Raw genomic sequence first — 19,176 nt, 5'->3', positions numbered from 1 at the left:
GTAGTTGATTCGTCGACCACCCGTCACTCCAGAGAGGATGCACAATGGACGAGAACAAAAAGAAGGCGCTTTCCGCGGCTTTGAGTCAGATTGAACGTCAGTTTGGCAAAGGCGCCGTGATGCGCATGGGCGACCATGAGCGCCAGGCCATTCCGGCTATCTCGACTGGTTCTCTGGGGCTGGATATCGCCCTCGGTATTGGTGGACTGCCCAAGGGCCGGATCGTTGAAATCTACGGCCCGGAATCTTCCGGTAAAACCACCCTGACTCTGTCGGTCATTGCCCAGGCACAGAAGCATGGCGCCACCTGCGCCTTCGTCGATGCCGAGCACGCACTGGACCCCGAGTACGCCGGCAAGCTTGGCGTCAACGTCGACGACCTGCTGGTTTCGCAGCCCGATACCGGTGAGCAGGCGCTGGAAATCACCGACATGCTGGTACGCTCCAATGCGGTTGACGTGATCATTGTCGACTCGGTAGCGGCGTTGGTACCCAAGGCCGAGATCGAGGGCGAGATGGGTGATCATCACGTCGGCGTACAGGCCCGTCTGATGTCTCAGGCACTGCGCAAGATTACCGGCAACATCAAGAATGCCAACTGCCTGGTGATCTTCATCAACCAGATCCGTATGAAGATCGGGGTAATGTTCGGCAACCCAGAAACCACCACCGGTGGTAATGCCCTGAAGTTCTATTCCTCGGTGCGCCTGGATATTCGCCGTACCGGCGCGGTCAAGGACGGTGACGAAGTGGTCGGTAGTGAGACCCGGGTCAAAGTGGTCAAGAACAAGGTGGCTCCGCCGTTCCGCCAGGCCGAGTTCCAGATCCTCTACGGCACTGGCATCTACCACAATGCCGAGATCATCGATCTGGGTGTGCAGATTGGTCTGGTCGAGAAATCCGGTGCCTGGTACAGCTACCAGGGCAGCAAGATCGGTCAGGGCAAGGCCAATGCCGCCAAGTTCCTCGAAGACAACCCACAGGTGGCCGACGAGATTGAGAAGGCCATTCGCGACCAGTTGCTGGCCAAGCCGGGCAATGCCAAGGCGGCGGTTGAAGACAGCGCCGAACTGGACGCCTGAACCAGGTTGCTAGGTCTAAGCAACGGGCTGCCTACGGGTGGCCCGTTGTTGTATGAGGAGTGACCATGTTTCGCCGTTCACAGCTCGACAGCCCGCAGGCGATTCGTCGCAGTGCCATGGATCTGCTGGCGCGGCGTGAGCATAGCTATGCCGAAATGCTGCGCAAGCTCAAGCAGCGCGGTGCGACCAGCGAGCAGGCAGAGATCGAGCTGGATCGTCTGCAGGATGACGGCCTGCTTAGTGACGAGCGCTTCTGCGAAGCCTATGTCCATGCCCGCAGTCAGCGCGGCTATGGGCCGCAGCGTCTGCGGGAGGAGCTGCGCCAGCGCGGTGTGGCTGCCAGCCTGATCGAGCAGGTGCTGGGCGATGCGTGCTGGGACTGGCCAGCGCGGGCCCAAGAAACCTTCAACAAGCGCTTCCCCGAAGGCAAGGCCAGCGATCCCAAAGACCGGGCCAAACAGCTGCGCTTTATGCTGTATCGGGGTTTTGGCTCCGAGTTCTAACCTTCAGGCGCCAACCCTCAGTATTGCAAGTGCTCGGGCTGATTGACGAAGTCGATCAACTCCCGCAGCCGGCCATGATCGCGGCCATTGAAACGGAAGCTCAGACGATGCAGATGGCTGAATTCCGGTTCGTCCAGCTCCTGACGGCAATCCTGATCCTGACAGAAACCATCCTCCACGCAGATGTCGGTGAACTGCTGTTCAAGCTGACGCAAGGCGTTGTGCTTGAGTGGGTGGTTCAGGCGCAGCAGATAATGCGAGTTGATCCAGCGCGAGGAGTGATAGTTGCGATAGAAGTTGAGGACAACCTGTATGGCGTCCTCGGCTGAGTGAACAAGGCTGATCAGGCGAAAGTCGGCCTCGTGGATGTAGCCGTTGGTACAGAGCTGTTCGTTGAGAAATTGCAGCAGGCTTGTCCAGTAGTTGCCGTCAGGGGTGTCGAGCAGGATCACCGGAACCACCGGGCTTTTCCCTGTCTGGATCAGCGTTAGTACTTCCAGGGTTTCATCAAGAGTACCAAAGCCACCGGGGCAGAGGATCAGGGCGTCGGCTTCCTTGACGAAGAAAAGCTTGCGCAAAAAGAAGAACTTGAACGGCAAATCATGATCAGTTTCATGAATCACATGGTTTGAGCGTTGCTCGAACGGCAAAGTGATGTTGAAGCCAAGACTATTGTCCAGGCCAGCGCCTTCATGGGCGGCGGCCATGATCCCGCCACCTCCGCCAGTGATCGCCATAAAATCATGACGCGCCAATTGCCGACCCATATCCTGGGCCAGCTTGTAAGCGGGGTGCTCGCGGGGAGTGCGTGCCGAGCCGAACACAGTAACCTTGCGGCTGCGCTTGAACTGATCCAGGCGGGCGAAGGCCTGCTCCAGTTCACGGATGGTTTGCAGCATGATCTTGGCGTCCCAGCGGTTGCGATCAGCCTGGGCCATGCGCACCACGCCATGTAGCATCTCGCGGTAGAGTTCGGCATTGCCACTGTTGCCGGCAGTCAGCTCGACCAGTTCGTCGAGCTTCTGTTGCACGCCTTCGCCAGTGGTTTGCCAGTGACGGTTGAGGTAGTCAACAGGTCCCAGTTCGTCGCTCATGAGAGGCTCCTTGGCAGTCTTTGCTGCTCAGAATGCGATCTGCTCACCCTGCTCAGGAATGCTGGCGGGCCAGCCCAGTTGTTGATGGATGGTGTCTGCCAATATCTGGCTCTTTTCCAGCTCCCCATGCACCAGATACAACTCAGGGCAATGTTTGAAGTGCTTGAGCCAGTTGATCAACTGACTTTGCCCGGCATGGGCGGAAAATCCCCCGAGGGTGTGGATCTGAGCCTTCACTGCCAGATTCTGGTGGATGACCCGAATCTGCTTCTCGCCATCGACCAGGCGCCGGCCCAGCGTGCCTTTGGCCTGGAAGCCTGGAATGACGAGATGACACTCCTCGCGCCAGATATTGTGTTTGAAGTGATGGACTATCCGGCCGCCAGTACACATGCCGCTACCGGCAATAATGATCGCTCCACTCTTGATCCGGTTCAGGGCCATGGACTCTTCCGGCGAGGGTGTGCATTTGAGAATTGGCAACCAGTTGTAGAGCCGGCCTCGGCGCTGGCCATCGCCGGCCAGCTTGCGCTCCTGCTCGGAGGCAGGCAGGTAGCGGCTGTAGATATCGGTAGCGGCGATCGCCATGGGGCTGTCGAGAAACACCGCTTGCTGCTTGAGGGTGCCGTTCTGGTAGAACTTGCCCAGGTAGTAGAGCAGGTCCTGAGTGCGGCCGACGGCAAAGCTGGGAATCAGAACGTTGCCTCCCTCTCGCCAGGCCTGGTCGAGTATCTGCTGCAATTCGGCCAGGGTTTCTTCCTGATTGCGATGGTCGCGGTCGCCATAGGTCGACTCCATCAGCACGAGATCGGCTTCATCCAGGGTGGCCGGCGGCTGCAGCAAGGGTGAGCACTGGTTACCAAGATCGCCGGAGAACACCAGTTTACGCGTCAGGTTATGGGCTTCGTGTATGGTTACCGCGACGATGGCCGAGCCGAGGATATGTCCGGCTTCATGGAAGCAGACCTCGATACCCTTGGCGACCATGGTCGGCTGGCGGTATTCCAGCGGTTGCAGTAACTCGAGCGCCAGTTCGGTATCACGCTGGGTGTAGAGTGGCTTGATCAGGGGCTTGCCTGAGCGGGTGCGCCAGCGGTTTTCCCACTCGGCATCACGTTCCTGCAGGCCCGCCGAGTCCTTGAGCATCAGGTCCAGCAGTTCGGCGCTGGGCGGGGTGACATAAATAGGCCCGCTGTAGCCTTCGGCAACCAGTTTGGGTAATAACCCCGAGTGATCCAGGTGGGCGTGCGACACCACCACTGCGTGCAGGCTTTTGGGGTCAAAGGGAAAGCGGTTGCGGTTGCTCTCCTCGTCGCGGCGAAAGCCCTGGGTCATGCCGCATTCAAGCAACACCCGCTGGTCGTTGGCCTCCAACAGATAGCAGGAGCCGGTTACCTGGCGGGTGGCGCCATGGAAGGTCAGTAAAGCCATGATGTCCTCATCGGTTGCCGTATCTATAGCTGACAGTATGGCTGCTTTGGGACGTGTTGGCCTTGATATGGGTCAGCCTTGGCTGACCCGGAACGAGATAGGGGCGACTGTCACAGGGCCTGACAGTGATCGGCGACGAAGCTTTGGGTGAGGACTGGCTGGCCCGAGTCGGCGATGACGAAGTGATAGGTGAGGGTGGCGCCCATGTCCAGCAGACGGCGAAAGCGCTGATCGGCACAGACGCTCGCCTGCAACTGGCTGCGAACCAGCAGGGGGTCTGATTGCAGGCGTTCGGCATATTCGGCATTGACTGACAGGTGGTTGACCAGCTCGCTGCCGTTGGCGACGAAACCTTCGTCGGTAATGTCGGCATTGACGGCTCTGGGGGTACCTTCGCTGCTTTGTTCGGCAACTTGCTTGAGGGTTTCCTGCAAACGCATTTCACGCAATGAAATCGCGTGGCTGGGTAGCGCGATGAGCAGGGCTATCAGAACGGTGAACCAACGCATGATGGGGCAATCTCCAATGGCAGGAAGCAAATCCATGTATCCCTCTGACCATGGCGATCTGAACTGGTTCGCCGCCACTGCAAAGTTGGCCCGTCTGGCGTATCCTTGCTGGTCACTGGCTGCATGCTGTCATGCGGCCATGATGCTGTCCAGTCCGTGGGATTATCCTGGTGAATACGACTCTGCCGCATGCGGTCAATCAGTTGCGTCATGAACTCAAGGCGCGCTCCACCCGTGAGTTCAAGGCCCGGGGCTCGCGCATGCAGCGCTGCGCCGGCTGCCATCTGGCCGTGCATACCTGCATTTGCGCACTGCGCCCGAACCTGCAGGCCGAGCCCTGTTTTTGCCTGCTGATGCATGCGCTGGAGCCGTTGAAGCCAACCAATACCGGGCGGCTGATCGCCGATTGTCTGGCTGACACTCAGGCGTTCGTCTGGTCGCGTACCGAGGTTGATCCGGCGTTGCTGGCGCTGCTGGCCGATCCGCGTTGGCAGCCTTACGTGGTGTTTCCGGTTGAGTACGCCCGTGTCGGGCAGGCGGTGGTCAGCGCTCCCCAGGCCACGCCGGGCAAGCGTCCGCTATTGATCATTCTTGATGCTACCTGGACCCAGGCGCGCAAGATGTTTCGCAAAAGCCCTTATCTGGCCGGCTTGCCATTACTCAGTCTGCAGCCTGAGCAGGCTTCGCGTTACCGTCTACGCCGCTCCTGCCGCGAGGAACATCTATGCACAGTGGAAGTGGCGGCGGCCTGCCTGGCAGCGGCCGGTGAGCCTCAGGTCGGTCAGTGCCTGGATGACTACTTTCAGGTGTTCAGCGAGAGTTATCTGGCCTCACGGTTGAGGGTGTCGGCGCCGCATAGTCCAGCGCGCGAGCGTTTGCAAGCAAGGCTTGAGGGCTGATAGCGCTCAATGATGCCCGGCCGGCTCCTGCTGAACTGCCAGCAGTGTGCGGCGCCGTTCCAGGTATAACGGTACCAGTTGAGCGATCAGCATACCGGCGAGCATCAGGCAGCAGCCGATAAAACCGCGCAGACTCAAGGTTTCATTCAGGACCAGCCAGCCAGCGATGGCGGCGAACACGGCTTCCAGACTGAGAATGATTGCGGCATGGGAGGCAAGCGCATCCTTTTGCGCCACCACTTGCAAGGTGAAGGCAATGCCTACGGCCAGCAAGCCTCCATACAGGATCGCCGGTCCGGCCAACAGCACTGCATCCCAGTCGATTGGCTCTAGGGCGAAGGCCAGAGTCAGACTGATCAGGGCGCAGACTACGAACTGGAGAAAGGCTACCCGGATTGGATCGTAGCGACTGGCCAGTGCGCCGACCAGCAAAACATGCACGGCCCAGCAGGCAGCGCCAGCCAGTTGCAACCAGTCACCAGAGACGATCCGGTAATCCTCGTTGATGCTCAGCAGCAGCATGCCGACCAGTGCCAACAGAGCGCCACCCCAGGTTCCCAGGCCGGTACGCATGCCAATGAACAGGCCAAACAATGGGACTAGAATTACATACAGACCGGTGATGAAGCCGGAGTTGGTGACTGTGGTGAACATCAGGCCGATCTGCTGCAGGTTAATCCCCAGAGTCAGTACCAACCCCAGTACCAGGCTGCCCAGCAGCATTGGTCGGCTGAAGCGCCGATGAGCCTGGTCGGCCTGCGGGCGAGCCAGTAGTACCAGTGGCAGCACCACCAGTGCGCCAAGGGTGAAGCGCAGACCGGTGTAGAGGAGGGGGCCGATATGTTCCATGCCCAGACTCTGCGCGACAAAGGTCGTGCCCCAGATCAGGGCGGTGATCAGCATCAGGGCGTCGGCTTTGTAAGTGCGCAGGTTCATGACTGCTTCCACATGGCTGGCAAAAGAGCGGAATTATGCCGCCCACCTGCCGTGGCAGACAGATACAGTTGCATGAGTGATGGCCATAGCAGTCTTTGTGCTGAAGTTAAAATTGACGCGGAGCGCTCTGGATGGCAGGCTTGACGCCCAGCCAACGACAACAAAAAAACTTGGGAATCCCTGCATGGGCCTGACCTATGACATCCTGATCGCCGATGATCACCCGCTGTTTCGCAGCGCCTTGAAGCAAGCCTTGAGCAGTGGTCTGGGGGCTGATCTTCGCCTTACCGAAGCCGGCAGCATCGCCGAATTGCAGAACTGTCTGGATCAGCGCGGTGACTGGGATCTGGTCCTGCTGGATCTGAACATGCCCGGCGCCTACGGTTTTTCCGGTCTGGTCCTGCTGCGTGGCCAGTATCCGCAGATTCCGGTAGTGGTTATTTCGGCTCAGGAAGAGGCCGCTGTGGTGACCAGAGCCCGGGACTTCGGCGCCAGTGGCTTCATTCCCAAGTCATCGACTCTGGAAGGTATTCAGGCGGCCGTGACCGAAGTGCTTGAAGGTGGGGTATGCTGGCCTGCCCAGAGTGAGGATAGCGGCCCGTTGTCGGATCAGGAGCAGGCGCTCAGTGCCCAGCTGGCCAGCCTCACGCCGCAGCAGTTCCGGGTTCTGACCATGGTGTGTGACGGCCTGCTGAACAAGCAGATCGCCTATGAACTGAACGTATCGGAGGCGACGGTCAAGGCCCACGTCACTGCAATCTTCCGCAAGCTTGGGGTGCGTACCCGTACCCAGGCTGCCCTGGCGCTACAGCACATGGAGCTGACCCAGACCGGTCACTGACGATGAGCGACAATCCTTATAAGGGTATTACCGGTTGGCGCCGAATCTGGCGTGCGGCGGGCTATTCGCTCGATGGCCTGAGTGCCGCCTACCGCGGCGAAGCCGCATTCCGCCAATTGGTATGGCTGGCGCTGGTGCTGATTCCCCTGGCCATCTGGCTACCAGTCGACAATATTGGCCGTGCCTTGATGATCGGCAGTGTGCTGTTGTCGTTGATTATCGAGTTGCTCAACTCGGCCATCGAAGCTGCGATCGATCGAATCTCGCTGGAACGTCATCCATTGTCCAAGGCCTCCAAGGATATGGGCAGCGCTGCGCAGATGCTTGGGTTGCTGTTGATCATCGTGGTCTGGAGTCTGGTGCTGCTGGGTTGATCAGCAGTTGGTCGACTTAGGTCGTAGGGTCCATGACTGGGCAAATGCCGTCAGCACTGCCAGACTAACTTCTGTTTCCCCGATATGATGCGCGACGGTTGACGATGCTTTCAGGTGGCCTGGTAGCCTTTATTTTCCTGCTTTATATGGCGTTGCTGTTCGCCATCGCCTTCTGGGGTGACCGTCGCCCCGGGGAGTTCAATCCGCGCCTGCGTGTCTGGGTCTACAGTCTGTCACTGGCGGTCTGGTGTACCAGTTGGACCTTCTTTGGCGCCGTTGGCATGGCCTCGGAGCAACTCTGGGGCTTTTTGCCCATTTACATCGGTCCGGTACTGCTGTTCCTGTTTGGCTGGCGTCTGTATGCCCGCATGATCGCCATCAGCAAGCAGGAAAACATCACCTCGATTGCTGACTTCATCGCCTCGCGCTATGGCAAGTCCCAGGCGCTGGCGGTGGCGGTCAGCCTGTTGTGCCTGGTCAGTGTGTTGCCCTATATCGCCCTGCAGCTCAAGGGTATCGTGCTGGGTTACAACCTGCTGAGCGTGCCGGCGATGCTTCAGGGCCAGGCCGAAGAGTCGACGGGGGCGGCCGATACCGCATTGGTAGTGACGCTGGTGCTGGCGCTGTTCACCATTTTGTTCGGTACCCGCAGCCTGGATGCCACCGAGCACCACCGTGGCATGATGCTGGCGATCGCCTTCGAGTCGCTGGTCAAGCTACTGGCCTTCCTGGCGGTTGGTGCCTTCGTGACTTTCAGTCTGTTCGGCGGGGTGCAGGACCTGCTCGAGCGTGCCAGCAGCAGTCCTGAGTTGTCCGACTACTGGCAGCGTGAAACGCTGGTAACCAGTCTGATCTTCCAGACCTTTATCGCTATCCTGGCCTTTCTCTGCCTGCCGCGGCAATTCCAGGTTGCGGTGGTGGAGAATATCGAACCGGGTGATCTGCGTCTGGCGCGCTGGGTGTTCCCAGCTTATCTGGTACTGGCTGCGCTGTTCGTGGTGCCGATCAGCCTGGCTGGGCAGATGACCCTGGGGCCGGCGGTCTCGGCCGACTCCTATGTGATCAGCGTGCCGCTGCTCGAAGGCCGGCCAGTGCTGGCGTTGCTGGCGTTTCTTGGCGGAGCGTCGGCAGCGACCGGAATGGTGATCGTGGCCGCCATTGCCCTGAGTACCATGGTCTCCAATGACGTGGTGCTGCCGTTGATGCTGCGCAACAAGAGTCAGCAGGAACGCTCCTATGAAGAGTTTCGCGGCCTGCTGCTGAATGTTCGGCGCACCAGTATTCTGGTTATTCTGTTACTGGCCTATGTGGTCTACCGGCTGATCGGTTCGGCCGGGACTCTGGCCAGTATCGGCCAGATCGCCTTTGGCGCGATTGCCCAGTTGGCACCGGCTATGTTTGGCGCGCTGTTCTGGAAGCAGGCCAATCGCAGCGGGGTGTTCGCCGGACTACTCATTGGCCTGGTGCTGTGGCTGTATCTGCTGATCCTGCCGTTGGTGGGCTCTGGTATGGGCTGGCAATTGAACGGTTGGCCGCTGCTTGAGGTGCTGCACGAGCGTTCGCTGGGGCTACCGGTCAATAGCATCACCCTGGGTAGCCTAATTGCGCTGACCTGCAACTTCATGGCCTTTGTTATGGTCTCGGTGTTCAGCCGAACCCGGGTGCTGGAGCATTGGCAGGCTGGCCGTTTCGTCAGCCAGGACTCGCAGGCCTGGGTCGATGGCCCGAGTCGGGCCTTGCTGCGGGTCACGGTGGAAGACCTGCTGGCCCTGGCGGCGCGCTTCGTTGGTGAGGAGCGGGCGTTGGTCAGCTTCCAGCGTTACGCGCAGGTTCAGGCCCTGAACTTCGCGCCGGGCCAGGTTGCCAGCAGCGGCTGGATTACCCACAGCGAGCGTTTGCTGGCCGGGGTGTTGGGAGCTTCTTCGGCACGGGTGGTGGTCAAGGCGGCGATTGAAGGGCGTGACATGCAGTTCGACGATGTGGTGCGTATCGTCGATGAAGCCTCGGAGGTCTTGCAGTTCAACCGGGGGCTGCTGCAGGGCGCGATCGAGAACATCACCCAGGGCATCAGCGTGGCCGACAAGGAACTGCGGCTGGTAGCCTGGAATCGTCGCTATCTGGAAATGTTCGAGTATCCCGATGGTCTGATCACCATTGGCCGGCCGATCGCCGACATTATTCTGAACAATGCCCAGCGTGGGCTGTGTGGCCCGGGCGATCCGCAGGAGCATGTCGACAAGCGCATTAACTGGATGAAGCAGGGCACTGCTCACCGTTCCGAGCGGCGCTTCCCCAACGGCCGGGTGATCGAGATCATCGGCAACCCGATGCCTGGCGGCGGCTTTGTTATGAGCTTTACCGATATCACCGCGTTCCGTGAGGCTGAGCAGGCGCTCAAGGAAGCCAATGAACGATTGGAGCAGCGGGTGGCCGAGCGGACCCGCGAACTGTCCGAACTCAACGAGGCGCTGCTGCTGGCCAAGGCCCAGACCGAGCGCGCCAGTCAGTCCAAGAGCAGGTTTTTGACCGCCGTCAGCCATGACCTGATGCAGCCGCTCAATGCCGCCCGGCTGTTCTCGGCTTCGCTCAGTCACCAGGAGGGCTTGCCGGCGGAAAGCGAGGAACTGATTCGCCATCTGGATACCTCGTTGCGCTCGGCCGAGGATCTGATTTCCGATCTGCTGGATATCTCGCGGCTGGAGGCTGGGCGGGTCAACCCGGAGTGGAGCGATTTCGATCTGGCCGAGTTGCTGGAGCCGCTGAAAATCGAGTTCGGGGCGATTGCTGCCGAGCAGGGTGTAGACCTGCGGGTGCTGTCCAGTCATTTACGGGTGCGCAGTGACATGCGCCTGCTGCGTCGGGTGCTGCAGAACTTCCTGACCAATGCCTTCCGCTATGCCGGGCGCTCCCGGGTACTGCTCGGGGTGCGGCGTCAGGGCGAGCAGGTGCGGATCGAGGTGTGGGACCAGGGGCCTGGCATTCCGCGCGACAAGTTGCAGGTGATTTTCGAGGAATTTCAGCGTCTGGATAGCCATCGAACCCAGGCGGAAAAAGGGCTGGGGCTGGGCCTGGCGATTGCCGACGGGCTGTGTCGGGTGCTTGGTCATGAGCTGGGCGTGCGCTCCTGGCCGGGGCGTGGCAGCGTGTTCAGCGTGACCCTGCCGGTGGCCAAGCACACGCCAGTCCGGGTGGCTGTGCCCAGTACTCAGCCGGCGCCAGTGCTCAGTGGTGCGCAGGTGCTGTGCATCGACAACGAGCCGAATATCCTGACCGGGATGCAAAGCCTGCTCAGTCGCTGGCAATGCCATGTGGCTATCGCTCGCGACCGGCTGGAGGTCGAGCAGGTTCTGGAGTCCGGCTTCCAGCCGCAGTTGGTGTTGGTCGACTATCACCTGGATGCCGGGGATACCGGGCTTGAGTTGATGAGCTGGCTGCGCGAGCGGCTGTCCGACGATCTGCCAGGTGTGGTGATCAGCGCCGACGGGCGCAGCGAACTGATTGCCCACATCCGTCTGGCGGGTCTGGATTACCTGCCCAAGCCGGTCAAGCCGGCGGCTTTGCGGGCCCTGATCAGTCGCTATATCGACCTCAAGTAGGGCACTGTTACTGCCCAACTGTATCTTGTGGGGGCGGGGTGGGGCTGTTAGCGTACTCTGCCATCCCATATGAATGTTGCACTCATGTCTGCCCGTTTTCAGGCGGCCCTGCACGGGGCCCGCGATACCATTCCCATGCTGGTCGGCGCGCTGCCGTTCGGCATCATATTCGGCACCTTGGCGGTGGCCTCGGGGTTGTCGCTGGGCGCAACCCTGGCCATGTCTCTACTGGTGTTCGCCGGCTCGGCCCAGTTCATCGCTGTCAGTCTGGTGGCCTCCGGGGCTGGTCTGGCGGTGATTCTGCTGACGACCTTCATCGTCAACCTGCGGCACATGCTCTACAGTGCCAGCCTGTTGCCCTTTGTGCGTCATTTGCCGCAACGCTGGCGGGTGCCGCTGGCATTCTGGCTGACCGATGAAAGCTATGCAGTGGTTCAGCATCACTACCACGATGCTCAGACCCCAATGACCCACAAGCACTGGTATTTTCTTGGTTCCTGCCTGGCCATGTACAGCAACTGGTTCGCCTGCACCCTGATCGGCGCGTTGCTGGGCCATGCCTTGCCGGGCATGGCTGGCTGGGGCCTGGATTTCGCCATGGTCGCAACCTTTATCGGTATTGTTGTGCCTATGCTGCGCACCCGGCCGATGCTGGTGGCCGCGCTGGTTGCGGCAGTGGTAGCGCTGGTTGCGCATCCGCTGCCCTACAAGCTGGGGCTGATGCTGGCGGCGTTGCTGGGGGTGGCTGCCGGGGTAATGGCTGAGCGGCTGAATGCCCGCGAGCGTCTGGAGGTGGCTGATGAGCAGCTTTGAGGTTACGCTGATCGCCGGTATGGCGCTGATTACCTTCGGTATTCGCTATGTATTGTTTGCCGCCGGCCATCGGGTGCGCTTCAGTCCGCTGGTCAGTCAGGCACTGGGCTATGTACCCGTGGCGGTACTGACTGCGATCATCGTTCCGGCAATGGTCATACCCGACGGCCAGCACTGGCAACTGAGCCTGGACAATGCCTACCTGATCGGTGGCCTCATCGCTATCCTGATCGCCGCACGCTGGCGTAACCTGCTGGCCACCATCGGTGGCGGTATGCTGGCCTTCTTCCTCTGGCGCTGGCTGGCCCAAGGGTTGTTCTGATTACCACAGCGAGGTGCGCCCGGTCCTGATGGCTACGGCCATCAGGCTGATGGCCGCCAGCGAAATGCACAGGGTGAAACCGATTACGGTTGTGCCGAAACCGATCAGATCACTGACGAAACCGACCCCAAGTACTACCGAAGCCATGGTCAGATAGGCTAACAGGTAGAACGTTGAGTTGATGCTGGCGCGCTCGCTGGGCGGGGCATCCTGGCTGATCGAAGCCATGGCCACCACCCCGGTGGAGCCGGCACCACTGGCGGTGGCCAGGGTTGCCAGAGTAAACAGCCAGGGCGAGGCCAGGAGCACCGCGCCGGCCATCACCAGCAGGCCGCTGATCAGCAGGGTCGGGCCGACCAGTAGCAGACGATCACGTGGTTGGTGTTGGCAGAAAAACTGGCTGAGTCCGGCAATCAACTGCCAACCGGCGGCGAACATCCCGGCCAGTGCTCGGTCACTGATACCTACCAGCTCACGGGCCAGCGACGGACCCAGCGAAGCGTACAGACTGCCGGTTGACCAGGCCAGGCAGATGGCCGCCCCAGCAAAGGCAAATGGCCCCAGCAACTCGCGTGGCACCCGAATAGTGGTAGGTCTCCAGCGCCGCAGGCTGAAACCGGCCTGGCGTTGTCCGATCCCGCTTGGCCAGGGTGCCAGCACCAGCAGGGCGATGGTCGTCAGGCTCATGACCACGACCAGTACGAAGGGCCAGGTATCCGCGCCTGGCCCGAGTTTCAGTGCCAATGAACTGAGCATAGGCCCGGCAAAGGCGCCCAGGGTGAAGGCCAGGGCCGACAGTGTGGCGGCACGGGTCCAGTTTTCGTTTGGCTCCAGTTCCACAACCGCTGCTGATGCAGCCCCCGTCACCAGCCCGGTACCCAAACCGGTCAAAACCCGCGCCACCCCCAGCCCGACAATATCCTGAGCCAGCAGGAACATCACTGCGCCGGCGGCGATGAACAGCATGCCGGGTACCAGCAATTGGCGGCGGCCGAGCTTGTCCGACAATGAGCCCAGGGTCAGCAGCATACTGATCACCCCGAGCACGTATACCGAAAAGATCGCCGTCAGGGCCGTGGATGAAAAGCCCATGCGTACCTGCCAGACCGCATACAGTGGGGTTGGCAGGTTGCTGGCGAAGATAGTGGTGAAGATTGCCAGCAAAGCCGCCGCCATGGCCAGGCGGCGGCTTTCTGGTGGGAGCGTCGTTGGCGCAGGGCCCGGCATAGCGTCATTTCCTGGGCAAAATAACGGCCATTATTGCAGAGTGCCGGCCCGCCTGCGCTAAGGATTGCTGATCACGCTTGGTGATGTACCCAGCCCATGGGCGAGTTCCGCTAATGACAATGGGTAGTCCGGGTCCAGAGCGCGCCGGCGCAGCGCTGTCAATTGAGAAAAGTCGCGTGGCGGTAGAGGCCAGTGCTCCGGGGCTTCGATCAGCTTTACACCGCTGTCGGTAATCTCGGCCAGGGCAAAACGGAAGGGGTGATAACCAGTCATGCCCAAACGCAGATCGGTAACCACCCAGTGATTGTCGATCAGGTCATAGCGCAGCACATCATCTGTGAACCAACGCAGCCGCTGGTGAGCGCTGCTGCCGGCCAGGGCCGTCTTGGCTGCCCGGTAGTGGCGCGGCAGGCGCTCCAGTGGCGGCGGCTGACGGTCCAGCCAACTCACCACGCCTTCGTAATAGTCATCACCATCAATTGCCACCACCCGCCAGAGCAGGGTGTTGAACGGGGTAGGCGAGGTGAAGGTCTGCTCGGTCTGAATGCCGCGCTCGGCCAGCGCCAGTTGCAATTGCTGCTCGGCCATCTGCTTGCCGGCCAGAGTACTGGCCAGATACAGACTGCTCAGACCCAGTGCCCAGTACTGCCAGCGCAGGCCGCGGTGGCGCAGGCCAAACAGCAGGCCGACGATAACGGCCAACAGCAGCGGCAGGGTGTATAGGGGGTCGATGATAAAAATGCTCGACCAGGCCGTAGGCGTAGGGGTGAACGGCCAGAACAGTTGTGTGCCGTAGGCGGTGAAGGCGTCGAGTAGTACATGGGTCACCAGCACCAGCCAGATCGTTAGCCATAAGCGCATGCCGGTGTAGCCGGGATTGGGACGATAGCGGCGGATCAGCCAGGTCATTAGCAGGCTCAGACCGGTGAGCACGAACAGGGAATGGCTGAAACCGCGATGCTGGGTCATGTTGGCTACGGCATCGCCATAATCAAGCACCACATCCAGGTCTGGCAGGGTACCAAGCATGGCACCGTAGAGCAGGGCTTTGCGTCCCTGCCAGCGACCGAGCATGGCACCATGAATCGAGGCGCCGAGAACTGCCTGGGTAATTGAATCCACTGCCACCGTCCCGTTTGGTTCAAGGGCGTCAGCTTAACCCGGTCGGCCAATACAGGCCCAGTGGCAAATGGATTCGAGTTTTTTCCGGCTCAGAGGGCGTGTTGCTTATCCAGCTCAATGGACGCATCGAGCAGTTCCAGCAGCGCCTTGCGACTCTTGAGCTTGGTATTGCGGTGCGCGGTCATGTTCAGGGTGGTGAGGAACTTGGCCATCGCCAGGGTTTGCTCTTCCAGTTGATCGGCGGGCACCACCTTGTCCAGAAAGCCAGCTTCTACTGCCTGCTCCGGTGAGAACATCTCGGCATTGATGACCGAGCGGTTGAATGCTGCGTTGGTCAGCCGGGCGCGGGCCAGCTCAATGCCGACATGGTGCATGGTCATGCCGATCGCCACTTCGTTCAGGCCAATCTTGAACGGACCCTCCACGCCAATCCGGTAGTCGGCAGAGAGCAGGATGAACGCACCCTTGGCCACGGCATGGCCGGTGCAACAGACCACTATAGGGAACGGGTGCGAGAGCATACGCCGGGCCAGAGTCGAGCCCTTGGCTACCAGCGCCTTGGCCGCCTCGGCGCTGGACGTCATCACCTTGAGGTCATAACCACCCGAGAGCATGCCCGGCTGACCGCTGATCACTACTACCGCCCGATCCGCCTCAGCCTGGTCCAGCGCTGCATTGAAGGCATCGATCACCTCCGGTGAAATCGCATTGACCTTGCCATTGCTCAGACTCAGGTGGGCAATGCCGTCGGCAAAACGGTAGGAAACCAGCTCGCTCATGATCAAATCCTCGATGCAAAGACCACAGGCCGACACGGCCTGGTATCGAGGCAGTTTAACAACTTAATCATGACCGGCCAGTTCTGGCTATCCTGTTGCCGTGGCTGCGAAAAAGGGTTTGCCAAGGCAGCCTGCATCCGGTAAATTAGCGCGCCTTGGTAGCCGGGTGACCGGTCATCAAGCCTCCGGAGAGGTGTCCGAGTGGTTGAAGGAGCACGCCTGGAAAGTGTGTATACGTTAATAGCGTATCGAGGGTTCGAATCCCTCTCTCTCCGCCAGACAAAGTAAAAAGGCCCAAGCGCAAGCTTGGGCCTTTTTACTTTTCCCGGGGGAAAGTTGGGGGGACAACGGTGCCGAAAGATCTTGCTCGTGTTGATCAGGGCTTGAGCCCCATAATGCATTCAGACCCGCCAAGCAGTATGTGGCTTACTGTACTGGTACCGTATTGGTAAGTTGCTGCATGACTATGCGTGGAGAAAGCTAAAAAGTAGCTTATAACCTGGCCTGATCCTCCAGGCATGGTCTGAATTGACGATGTCGAGGTCTTCCCCGGCTTCTAGTCTGCAAGAAATTGTAGCCACGGAACGCCGGGATGAAAGCTCTGTCACTAATTACCCGCCGGGACGATCTGGATCGGCAGGCCTTTCGCAACTATTACGAGTCGACTCATTGCCTGTTGGCGATGAAATACTTCCCATTCGCTCAATATGTTCGTAACCATCTTCTGGATGCTGAAGATCTGGACTTCGACTGTATAACCGAAGTCCGCCTTGCCCAGGTTTTGGATGTGGGGCGCATCATGCGCTCCGAATCACGTAACCGGGTGCTCGATGATGAAGCCCAGTTCATGCGTCAGGAGATGATTCGGGTTGGGTCGGCGCATGAGCTATTGCTTTCTGATTGGCGTGATATTAAACCGGCTGGGGGCTGCGCTGGTGAGCGTGTGGTTGTGTTATTGCCTCCCAATGCTTCCGCCACCGCGCAACTGGTAAGGGCCCAGACACTGCTGCAGGTTTTGGCCGGCGGTGAGTTTTACGACATCAAGGCCAGCCTTGATCAGTTGCAAAAAGGCGCGTCGATATTGCCGTTTGCCGCCTTGCTGTGGTTGGAGGCTGAGAATATCGAAGAGCTGCAATCCAGCCTTACAAGAGCCCTTAAGGGTGATGAGCGTTGCATTCGGGTGGCTACTTGCCGATCGGATGCTGATGAGTTGAAAGAGCGTTTCGTGGCATTTCTTCCGTAATTGTGGAGCACAATAATGACAACATTTTCCCGCAGAGACTTTATTGCCGGTACCGCGCTGCTGGCTGCTGGTGCCGCAGTCAGCACGTTACGGGCCCCGCTCAGTTGGGCTGGGTCAAGCGGGCTGCGCTTTGATGAATATGTGCGTTTCGATGCCATGGGGCTGGCTGAGCAGGTGCGCCTGGGTGCGGTATCCCCGGCCGAGCTTCTGGAACTGGCGATCAACCGTACTGAGGCGGTCAATCCGCAGATCAACGCTGTGGTTATGGAACACTTTGAACTGGCCAGGCGACAGGTTGCGGCCGGAGTCGGTGGCGGAGCCTTTGCTGGGGTGCCTTTTCTGCTCAAGGACCTTGGCGTTTCCATGGCCGATACAGTGACTACCCAGGGTTCACGGTTCTTCAAGGATGCCCGAGCCCGGCAGGACGACCCGTTCGTGCGCAAGGTGCGTGATGCCGGACTGGTGGTCTTCGGCAAAACCCACAGTCCTGAGTTTGGTAACAGTCCCAATACCGAAAGCTCCCTGTTTGGCGCAACGTGTAACCCCTGGAATCTGGATTACAGCGTTGGCGGGTCGTCAGGTGGTGCCGCTGCTGCAGTAGCGGCCGGCATTGTGCCGGTTGCCCATGCTAGCGACGGTGGTGGATCGATTCGTATCCCGGCTTCTGCTTGTGGCTTGTTTGGCCTGAAGCCTAGTCGTGGTTTGGTGCCGATCGGTTCGGGCGATGGGGAAGTGCGTGGAGGCCTGTCGGCGCAGCATGTGATCAGTCGCAGTGTGCGTGACACTGCCGCAATGCTGGACGCTTTTGCCTGGTCGAATCCGGGGCGGGCGTTTGATGCCCACTCGGGTGAGGGCAGTTATATTGCGCAGATGAAGCGTGAACCCGGGAAGCTGCGCATCGCGGTGATGCAGGAGCCCTTGCAGGATTTTCCGGTCGATGCCGAATGTATCAAGGCTGTTGATCAGGCCGCACTGCTTTGCCGCGAACTGGGGCATCGGGTCGAGGAGGCGGTACCGCGTATCGATATGGCCTCCGCTGCCCAGGCATCAGGGCTTATGAGTATTGTCAGCCTGGCGCATCGTGTAGCGCTGCGAGAAGCTGAACTTGGGCGTGCGGTTACGGAGGCTGACCTGGAGCCGGCCAACTGGCAGATGTTGAGCTGGGGCAAACAAATTCCTGCGCTGGACTATGCCCGCGGACTTGATGCGCTGCAGCAGGCAGCGCGCGAAATGGCCGAGTTCATGCAAGATTATGATGTGCTGCTGAGCCCTACCCTTGCACAGGTCCCGCCCAAGCTCGGGGTAATTGACATGGCGCTGCCGCTGGAGCAGTTCGGGGCTGTGGCAGGCCGGGTTGCGGCATTTACATCAATATTCAATACCACTGGCCAGCCGGCGATGTCGGTGCCTTTGTACTGGACTGAGTCTGGACTTCCGGTTGGGGTGATGTTTGCTGGACGTTTTGGTGAGGAGCGTACTTTGTTGCGTCTGGCGGCGCAGCTGGAACAGGCGCAGCCCTGGTTCACGCGCCTGCCGAAATTGTAACGCTAGTCTTTTAGGACGATGAATAGTCGCCGGAGGTTAGTCAGAGTGGCAGTCATCAACCTTTGAAACCTTGGAGAAGCAATATGCCTATTACTGCGGTTACTGGTTCGGCCTCGGGCATTGGGGCTGCGCTCTGTGCCCAATTGCGCGAAGCCGGACATACAGTCATTGGCATTGATCGCGCCAATGCTGATATCAATGCCGATCTGGCAACGGCCGAAGGTCGGCAGTTAGTGATTGAGCAAGTGTTGGCCAAGTCTGCCGGGACCCTTGATCATTTGGTGCTTTGTGCGGGTGTGGGTGTCACGGCGCCTAGCTGTGGCTTGATTCTCGCGGTCAACTATTTCGCCGTCAGTTCATTGCTTGATGGCTTGGCCGAAGCGCTGGGCAACGGGCATGAGGCTTCGGCCGTTGTTGTGGGGTCAGTGGCTTCGGTGCAGCCGGGCGTGGATAAACACCCAATTATTGCGCAGATGCTCGACGGTGATGAGGCTGGCGCCTTGGCTGCGATCGATGACATCAAGGAGCCTAGTCTGGCTTATGCCGGCTCCAAGCTGGCAGTGAGTATTTTGGTGCGGCGCAAGGTGCGTGAGTGGGCCAAGCGTGGAGTACGCTTGAACGTGGTTGCGCCGGGTGTGGTGGAAACTCCTCTGTATAAGGCTTCTACCGAAGATGCGCGTTATGGCGAAGCGACCCGCAACTTTGTTGCTCCGCTGGGCCGGGGTAGCCAGCCGGATGAGCTGGCCAACGTGATTCGCTTTCTATTGTCTGATCAAGCCAGTTTCATGCATGGCACGGTGGTTTTCGCCGATGGCGGGATGGACGCTATGATGCGGCCTGAGCGTTTCTGATGGTTTGCT

Annotated in this window: 18 protein-coding genes and 1 tRNA gene; 12 read left to right on the top strand and 7 right to left on the bottom strand. The window is 59.8% G+C overall.

Annotation, left to right across the window (positions count from 1 at the left end):
• Positions 1-44 precede the first annotated feature (44 nt).
• Both recA and BVH74_RS18065 read left to right on the top strand, forming a co-directional pair.
• Positions 45-1,082, top strand: a complete 1,038-nt coding sequence (gene recA, locus BVH74_RS18070) for a recombinase RecA (RefSeq protein ID WP_080051446.1) — start codon at positions 45-47, stop codon at positions 1,080-1,082.
• Positions 1,083-1,147: 65 nt separating this feature from the next.
• Complete coding sequence (locus BVH74_RS18065) at positions 1,148-1,585, top strand: regulatory protein RecX (RefSeq protein WP_080051445.1); 438 nt, start codon at positions 1,148-1,150, stop codon at positions 1,583-1,585.
• 17 nt (positions 1,586-1,602) lie between these two features.
• Here the strand turns inward: BVH74_RS18065 and BVH74_RS18060 are convergent, their stop codons facing one another.
• From BVH74_RS18060 to BVH74_RS18050, 3 genes are all read right to left on the bottom strand, one after another.
• Positions 1,603-2,679 (bottom strand): LOG family protein, encoded by a 1,077-nt coding sequence (locus BVH74_RS18060; protein WP_080051444.1) that lies wholly within the window; start codon positions 2,677-2,679, stop codon positions 1,603-1,605.
• Between the two features lie 27 nt (positions 2,680-2,706).
• Positions 2,707-4,110, bottom strand: a complete 1,404-nt coding sequence (locus BVH74_RS18055; protein WP_080051443.1) for an MBL fold metallo-hydrolase RNA specificity domain-containing protein — start codon at positions 4,108-4,110, stop codon at positions 2,707-2,709.
• Between the two features lie 110 nt (positions 4,111-4,220).
• Positions 4,221-4,619, bottom strand: coding sequence for a PA3611 family quorum-sensing-regulated virulence factor (locus tag BVH74_RS18050; protein WP_080051442.1), 399 nt, complete (start codon positions 4,617-4,619; stop codon positions 4,221-4,223).
• A 182-nt stretch (positions 4,620-4,801) separates the two neighbouring features.
• Here BVH74_RS18050 and BVH74_RS18045 point away from each other — a divergent pair, with 182 nt between their 5' ends.
• A complete protein-coding gene (locus BVH74_RS18045; protein WP_080051797.1) occupies positions 4,802-5,518 on the top strand; it encodes a tRNA-uridine aminocarboxypropyltransferase in 717 nt (238 codons plus the stop codon).
• Between the two features lie 6 nt (positions 5,519-5,524).
• Here BVH74_RS18045 and BVH74_RS18040 read toward each other — a convergent pair whose 3' ends face one another.
• Positions 5,525-6,454 carry a DMT family transporter gene (locus tag BVH74_RS18040; protein ID WP_080051441.1) on the bottom strand — a complete coding sequence of 310 codons (930 nt, stop codon included), beginning with the start codon at positions 6,452-6,454 and terminating at the stop codon, positions 5,525-5,527.
• A 184-nt stretch (positions 6,455-6,638) separates the two neighbouring features.
• On the opposite strand from BVH74_RS18040, the gene erdR reads away from it, so the two are divergent.
• From erdR to BVH74_RS18015, 5 genes are all read left to right on the top strand, one after another.
• Positions 6,639-7,295: a response regulator transcription factor ErdR gene (erdR, locus tag BVH74_RS18035; protein WP_080051440.1), complete on the top strand. Its 657-nt coding sequence runs from the start codon at positions 6,639-6,641 to the stop codon at positions 7,293-7,295.
• Between the two features lie 2 nt (positions 7,296-7,297).
• On the top strand, positions 7,298-7,669 hold the full coding sequence (locus BVH74_RS18030; RefSeq protein WP_080051439.1) for a diacylglycerol kinase: 372 nt from the start codon (positions 7,298-7,300) through the stop codon (positions 7,667-7,669).
• Positions 7,670-7,773: 104 nt separating this feature from the next.
• Positions 7,774-11,265, top strand: a complete 3,492-nt coding sequence (locus tag BVH74_RS18025; protein ID WP_080051438.1) for a hybrid sensor histidine kinase/response regulator — start codon at positions 7,774-7,776, stop codon at positions 11,263-11,265.
• Positions 11,266-11,349: 84 nt separating this feature from the next.
• Entirely contained in the window at positions 11,350-12,078 is a 729-nt protein-coding gene (locus BVH74_RS18020; protein WP_080051437.1) for an AzlC family ABC transporter permease, read from the top strand.
• On the top strand, positions 12,065-12,400 hold the full coding sequence (locus BVH74_RS18015) for an AzlD domain-containing protein (RefSeq protein WP_080051436.1): 336 nt from the start codon (positions 12,065-12,067) through the stop codon (positions 12,398-12,400). The genes BVH74_RS18020 and BVH74_RS18015 overlap by 14 nt, the downstream gene beginning before the upstream one ends.
• Here the strand turns inward: BVH74_RS18015 and BVH74_RS18010 are convergent, their stop codons facing one another.
• The 3 genes from BVH74_RS18010 to BVH74_RS18000 all read right to left on the bottom strand — a co-directional run bounded on the left by BVH74_RS18010 (position 12,401) and on the right by BVH74_RS18000 (position 15,528).
• A complete protein-coding gene (locus tag BVH74_RS18010) occupies positions 12,401-13,627 on the bottom strand; it encodes an MFS transporter (RefSeq protein WP_080051435.1) in 1,227 nt (408 codons plus the stop codon).
• 57 nt (positions 13,628-13,684) lie between these two features.
• Positions 13,685-14,749, bottom strand: a complete 1,065-nt coding sequence (locus BVH74_RS18005; protein ID WP_080051434.1) for a metal-dependent hydrolase — start codon at positions 14,747-14,749, stop codon at positions 13,685-13,687.
• 89 nt (positions 14,750-14,838) lie between these two features.
• Entirely contained in the window at positions 14,839-15,528 is a 690-nt protein-coding gene (locus BVH74_RS18000) for a crotonase/enoyl-CoA hydratase family protein (protein WP_080051433.1), read from the bottom strand.
• 187 nt (positions 15,529-15,715) lie between these two features.
• Here BVH74_RS18000 and BVH74_RS17995 point away from each other — a divergent pair.
• From BVH74_RS17995 to BVH74_RS17980, 4 genes are all read left to right on the top strand, one after another.
• A tRNA-Ser gene (locus BVH74_RS17995) sits at positions 15,716-15,806 on the top strand.
• Positions 15,807-16,120: 314 nt separating this feature from the next.
• Positions 16,121-16,771, top strand: a complete 651-nt coding sequence (locus BVH74_RS17990; RefSeq protein WP_080051432.1) for an EthD domain-containing protein — start codon at positions 16,121-16,123, stop codon at positions 16,769-16,771.
• A 15-nt stretch (positions 16,772-16,786) separates the two neighbouring features.
• Positions 16,787-18,316 (top strand): amidase, encoded by a 1,530-nt coding sequence (locus BVH74_RS17985; RefSeq protein ID WP_080051431.1) that lies wholly within the window; start codon positions 16,787-16,789, stop codon positions 18,314-18,316.
• Positions 18,317-18,399: 83 nt separating this feature from the next.
• On the top strand, positions 18,400-19,167 hold the full coding sequence (locus BVH74_RS17980; protein WP_080051430.1) for an SDR family oxidoreductase: 768 nt from the start codon (positions 18,400-18,402) through the stop codon (positions 19,165-19,167).
• Positions 19,168-19,176: the final 9 nt, after the last annotated feature.

Source organism: Halopseudomonas phragmitis, from assembly GCF_002056295.1.
Lineage (GTDB): Bacteria > Pseudomonadota > Gammaproteobacteria > Pseudomonadales > Pseudomonadaceae > Halopseudomonas > Halopseudomonas phragmitis.
The sequence above is the reverse complement of the archived record's forward strand: the minus strand, read 5'-3'. Positions and strand labels throughout refer to the sequence as shown.

Coding starts and splice junctions, on each gene's coding strand:
- recA (WP_080051446.1), top strand. CDS start 45: ATGGACGAGAACAAAAAGAAGGCGCTTTCCGCGGCTTTGAGTCAGATT.
- BVH74_RS18065 (WP_080051445.1), top strand. CDS start 1,148: ATGTTTCGCCGTTCACAGCTCGACAGCCCGCAGGCGATTCGTCGCAGT.
- BVH74_RS18060 (WP_080051444.1), bottom strand. CDS start 2,679: ATGAGCGACGAACTGGGACCTGTTGACTACCTCAACCGTCACTGGCAA.
- BVH74_RS18055 (WP_080051443.1), bottom strand. CDS start 4,110: ATGGCTTTACTGACCTTCCATGGCGCCACCCGCCAGGTAACCGGCTCC.
- BVH74_RS18050 (WP_080051442.1), bottom strand. CDS start 4,619: ATGCGTTGGTTCACCGTTCTGATAGCCCTGCTCATCGCGCTACCCAGC.
- BVH74_RS18040 (WP_080051441.1), bottom strand. CDS start 6,454: ATGAACCTGCGCACTTACAAAGCCGACGCCCTGATGCTGATCACCGCC.
- erdR (WP_080051440.1), top strand. CDS start 6,639: ATGGGCCTGACCTATGACATCCTGATCGCCGATGATCACCCGCTGTTT.
- BVH74_RS18030 (WP_080051439.1), top strand. CDS start 7,298: ATGAGCGACAATCCTTATAAGGGTATTACCGGTTGGCGCCGAATCTGG.
- BVH74_RS18025 (WP_080051438.1), top strand. CDS start 7,774: ATGCTTTCAGGTGGCCTGGTAGCCTTTATTTTCCTGCTTTATATGGCG.
- BVH74_RS18020 (WP_080051437.1), top strand. CDS start 11,350: ATGTCTGCCCGTTTTCAGGCGGCCCTGCACGGGGCCCGCGATACCATT.
- BVH74_RS18015 (WP_080051436.1), top strand. CDS start 12,065: ATGAGCAGCTTTGAGGTTACGCTGATCGCCGGTATGGCGCTGATTACC.
- BVH74_RS18010 (WP_080051435.1), bottom strand. CDS start 13,627: ATGCCGGGCCCTGCGCCAACGACGCTCCCACCAGAAAGCCGCCGCCTG.
- BVH74_RS18000 (WP_080051433.1), bottom strand. CDS start 15,528: ATGAGCGAGCTGGTTTCCTACCGTTTTGCCGACGGCATTGCCCACCTG.
- BVH74_RS17990 (WP_080051432.1), top strand. CDS start 16,121: ATGAAAGCTCTGTCACTAATTACCCGCCGGGACGATCTGGATCGGCAG.
- BVH74_RS17985 (WP_080051431.1), top strand. CDS start 16,787: ATGACAACATTTTCCCGCAGAGACTTTATTGCCGGTACCGCGCTGCTG.
- BVH74_RS17980 (WP_080051430.1), top strand. CDS start 18,400: ATGCCTATTACTGCGGTTACTGGTTCGGCCTCGGGCATTGGGGCTGCG.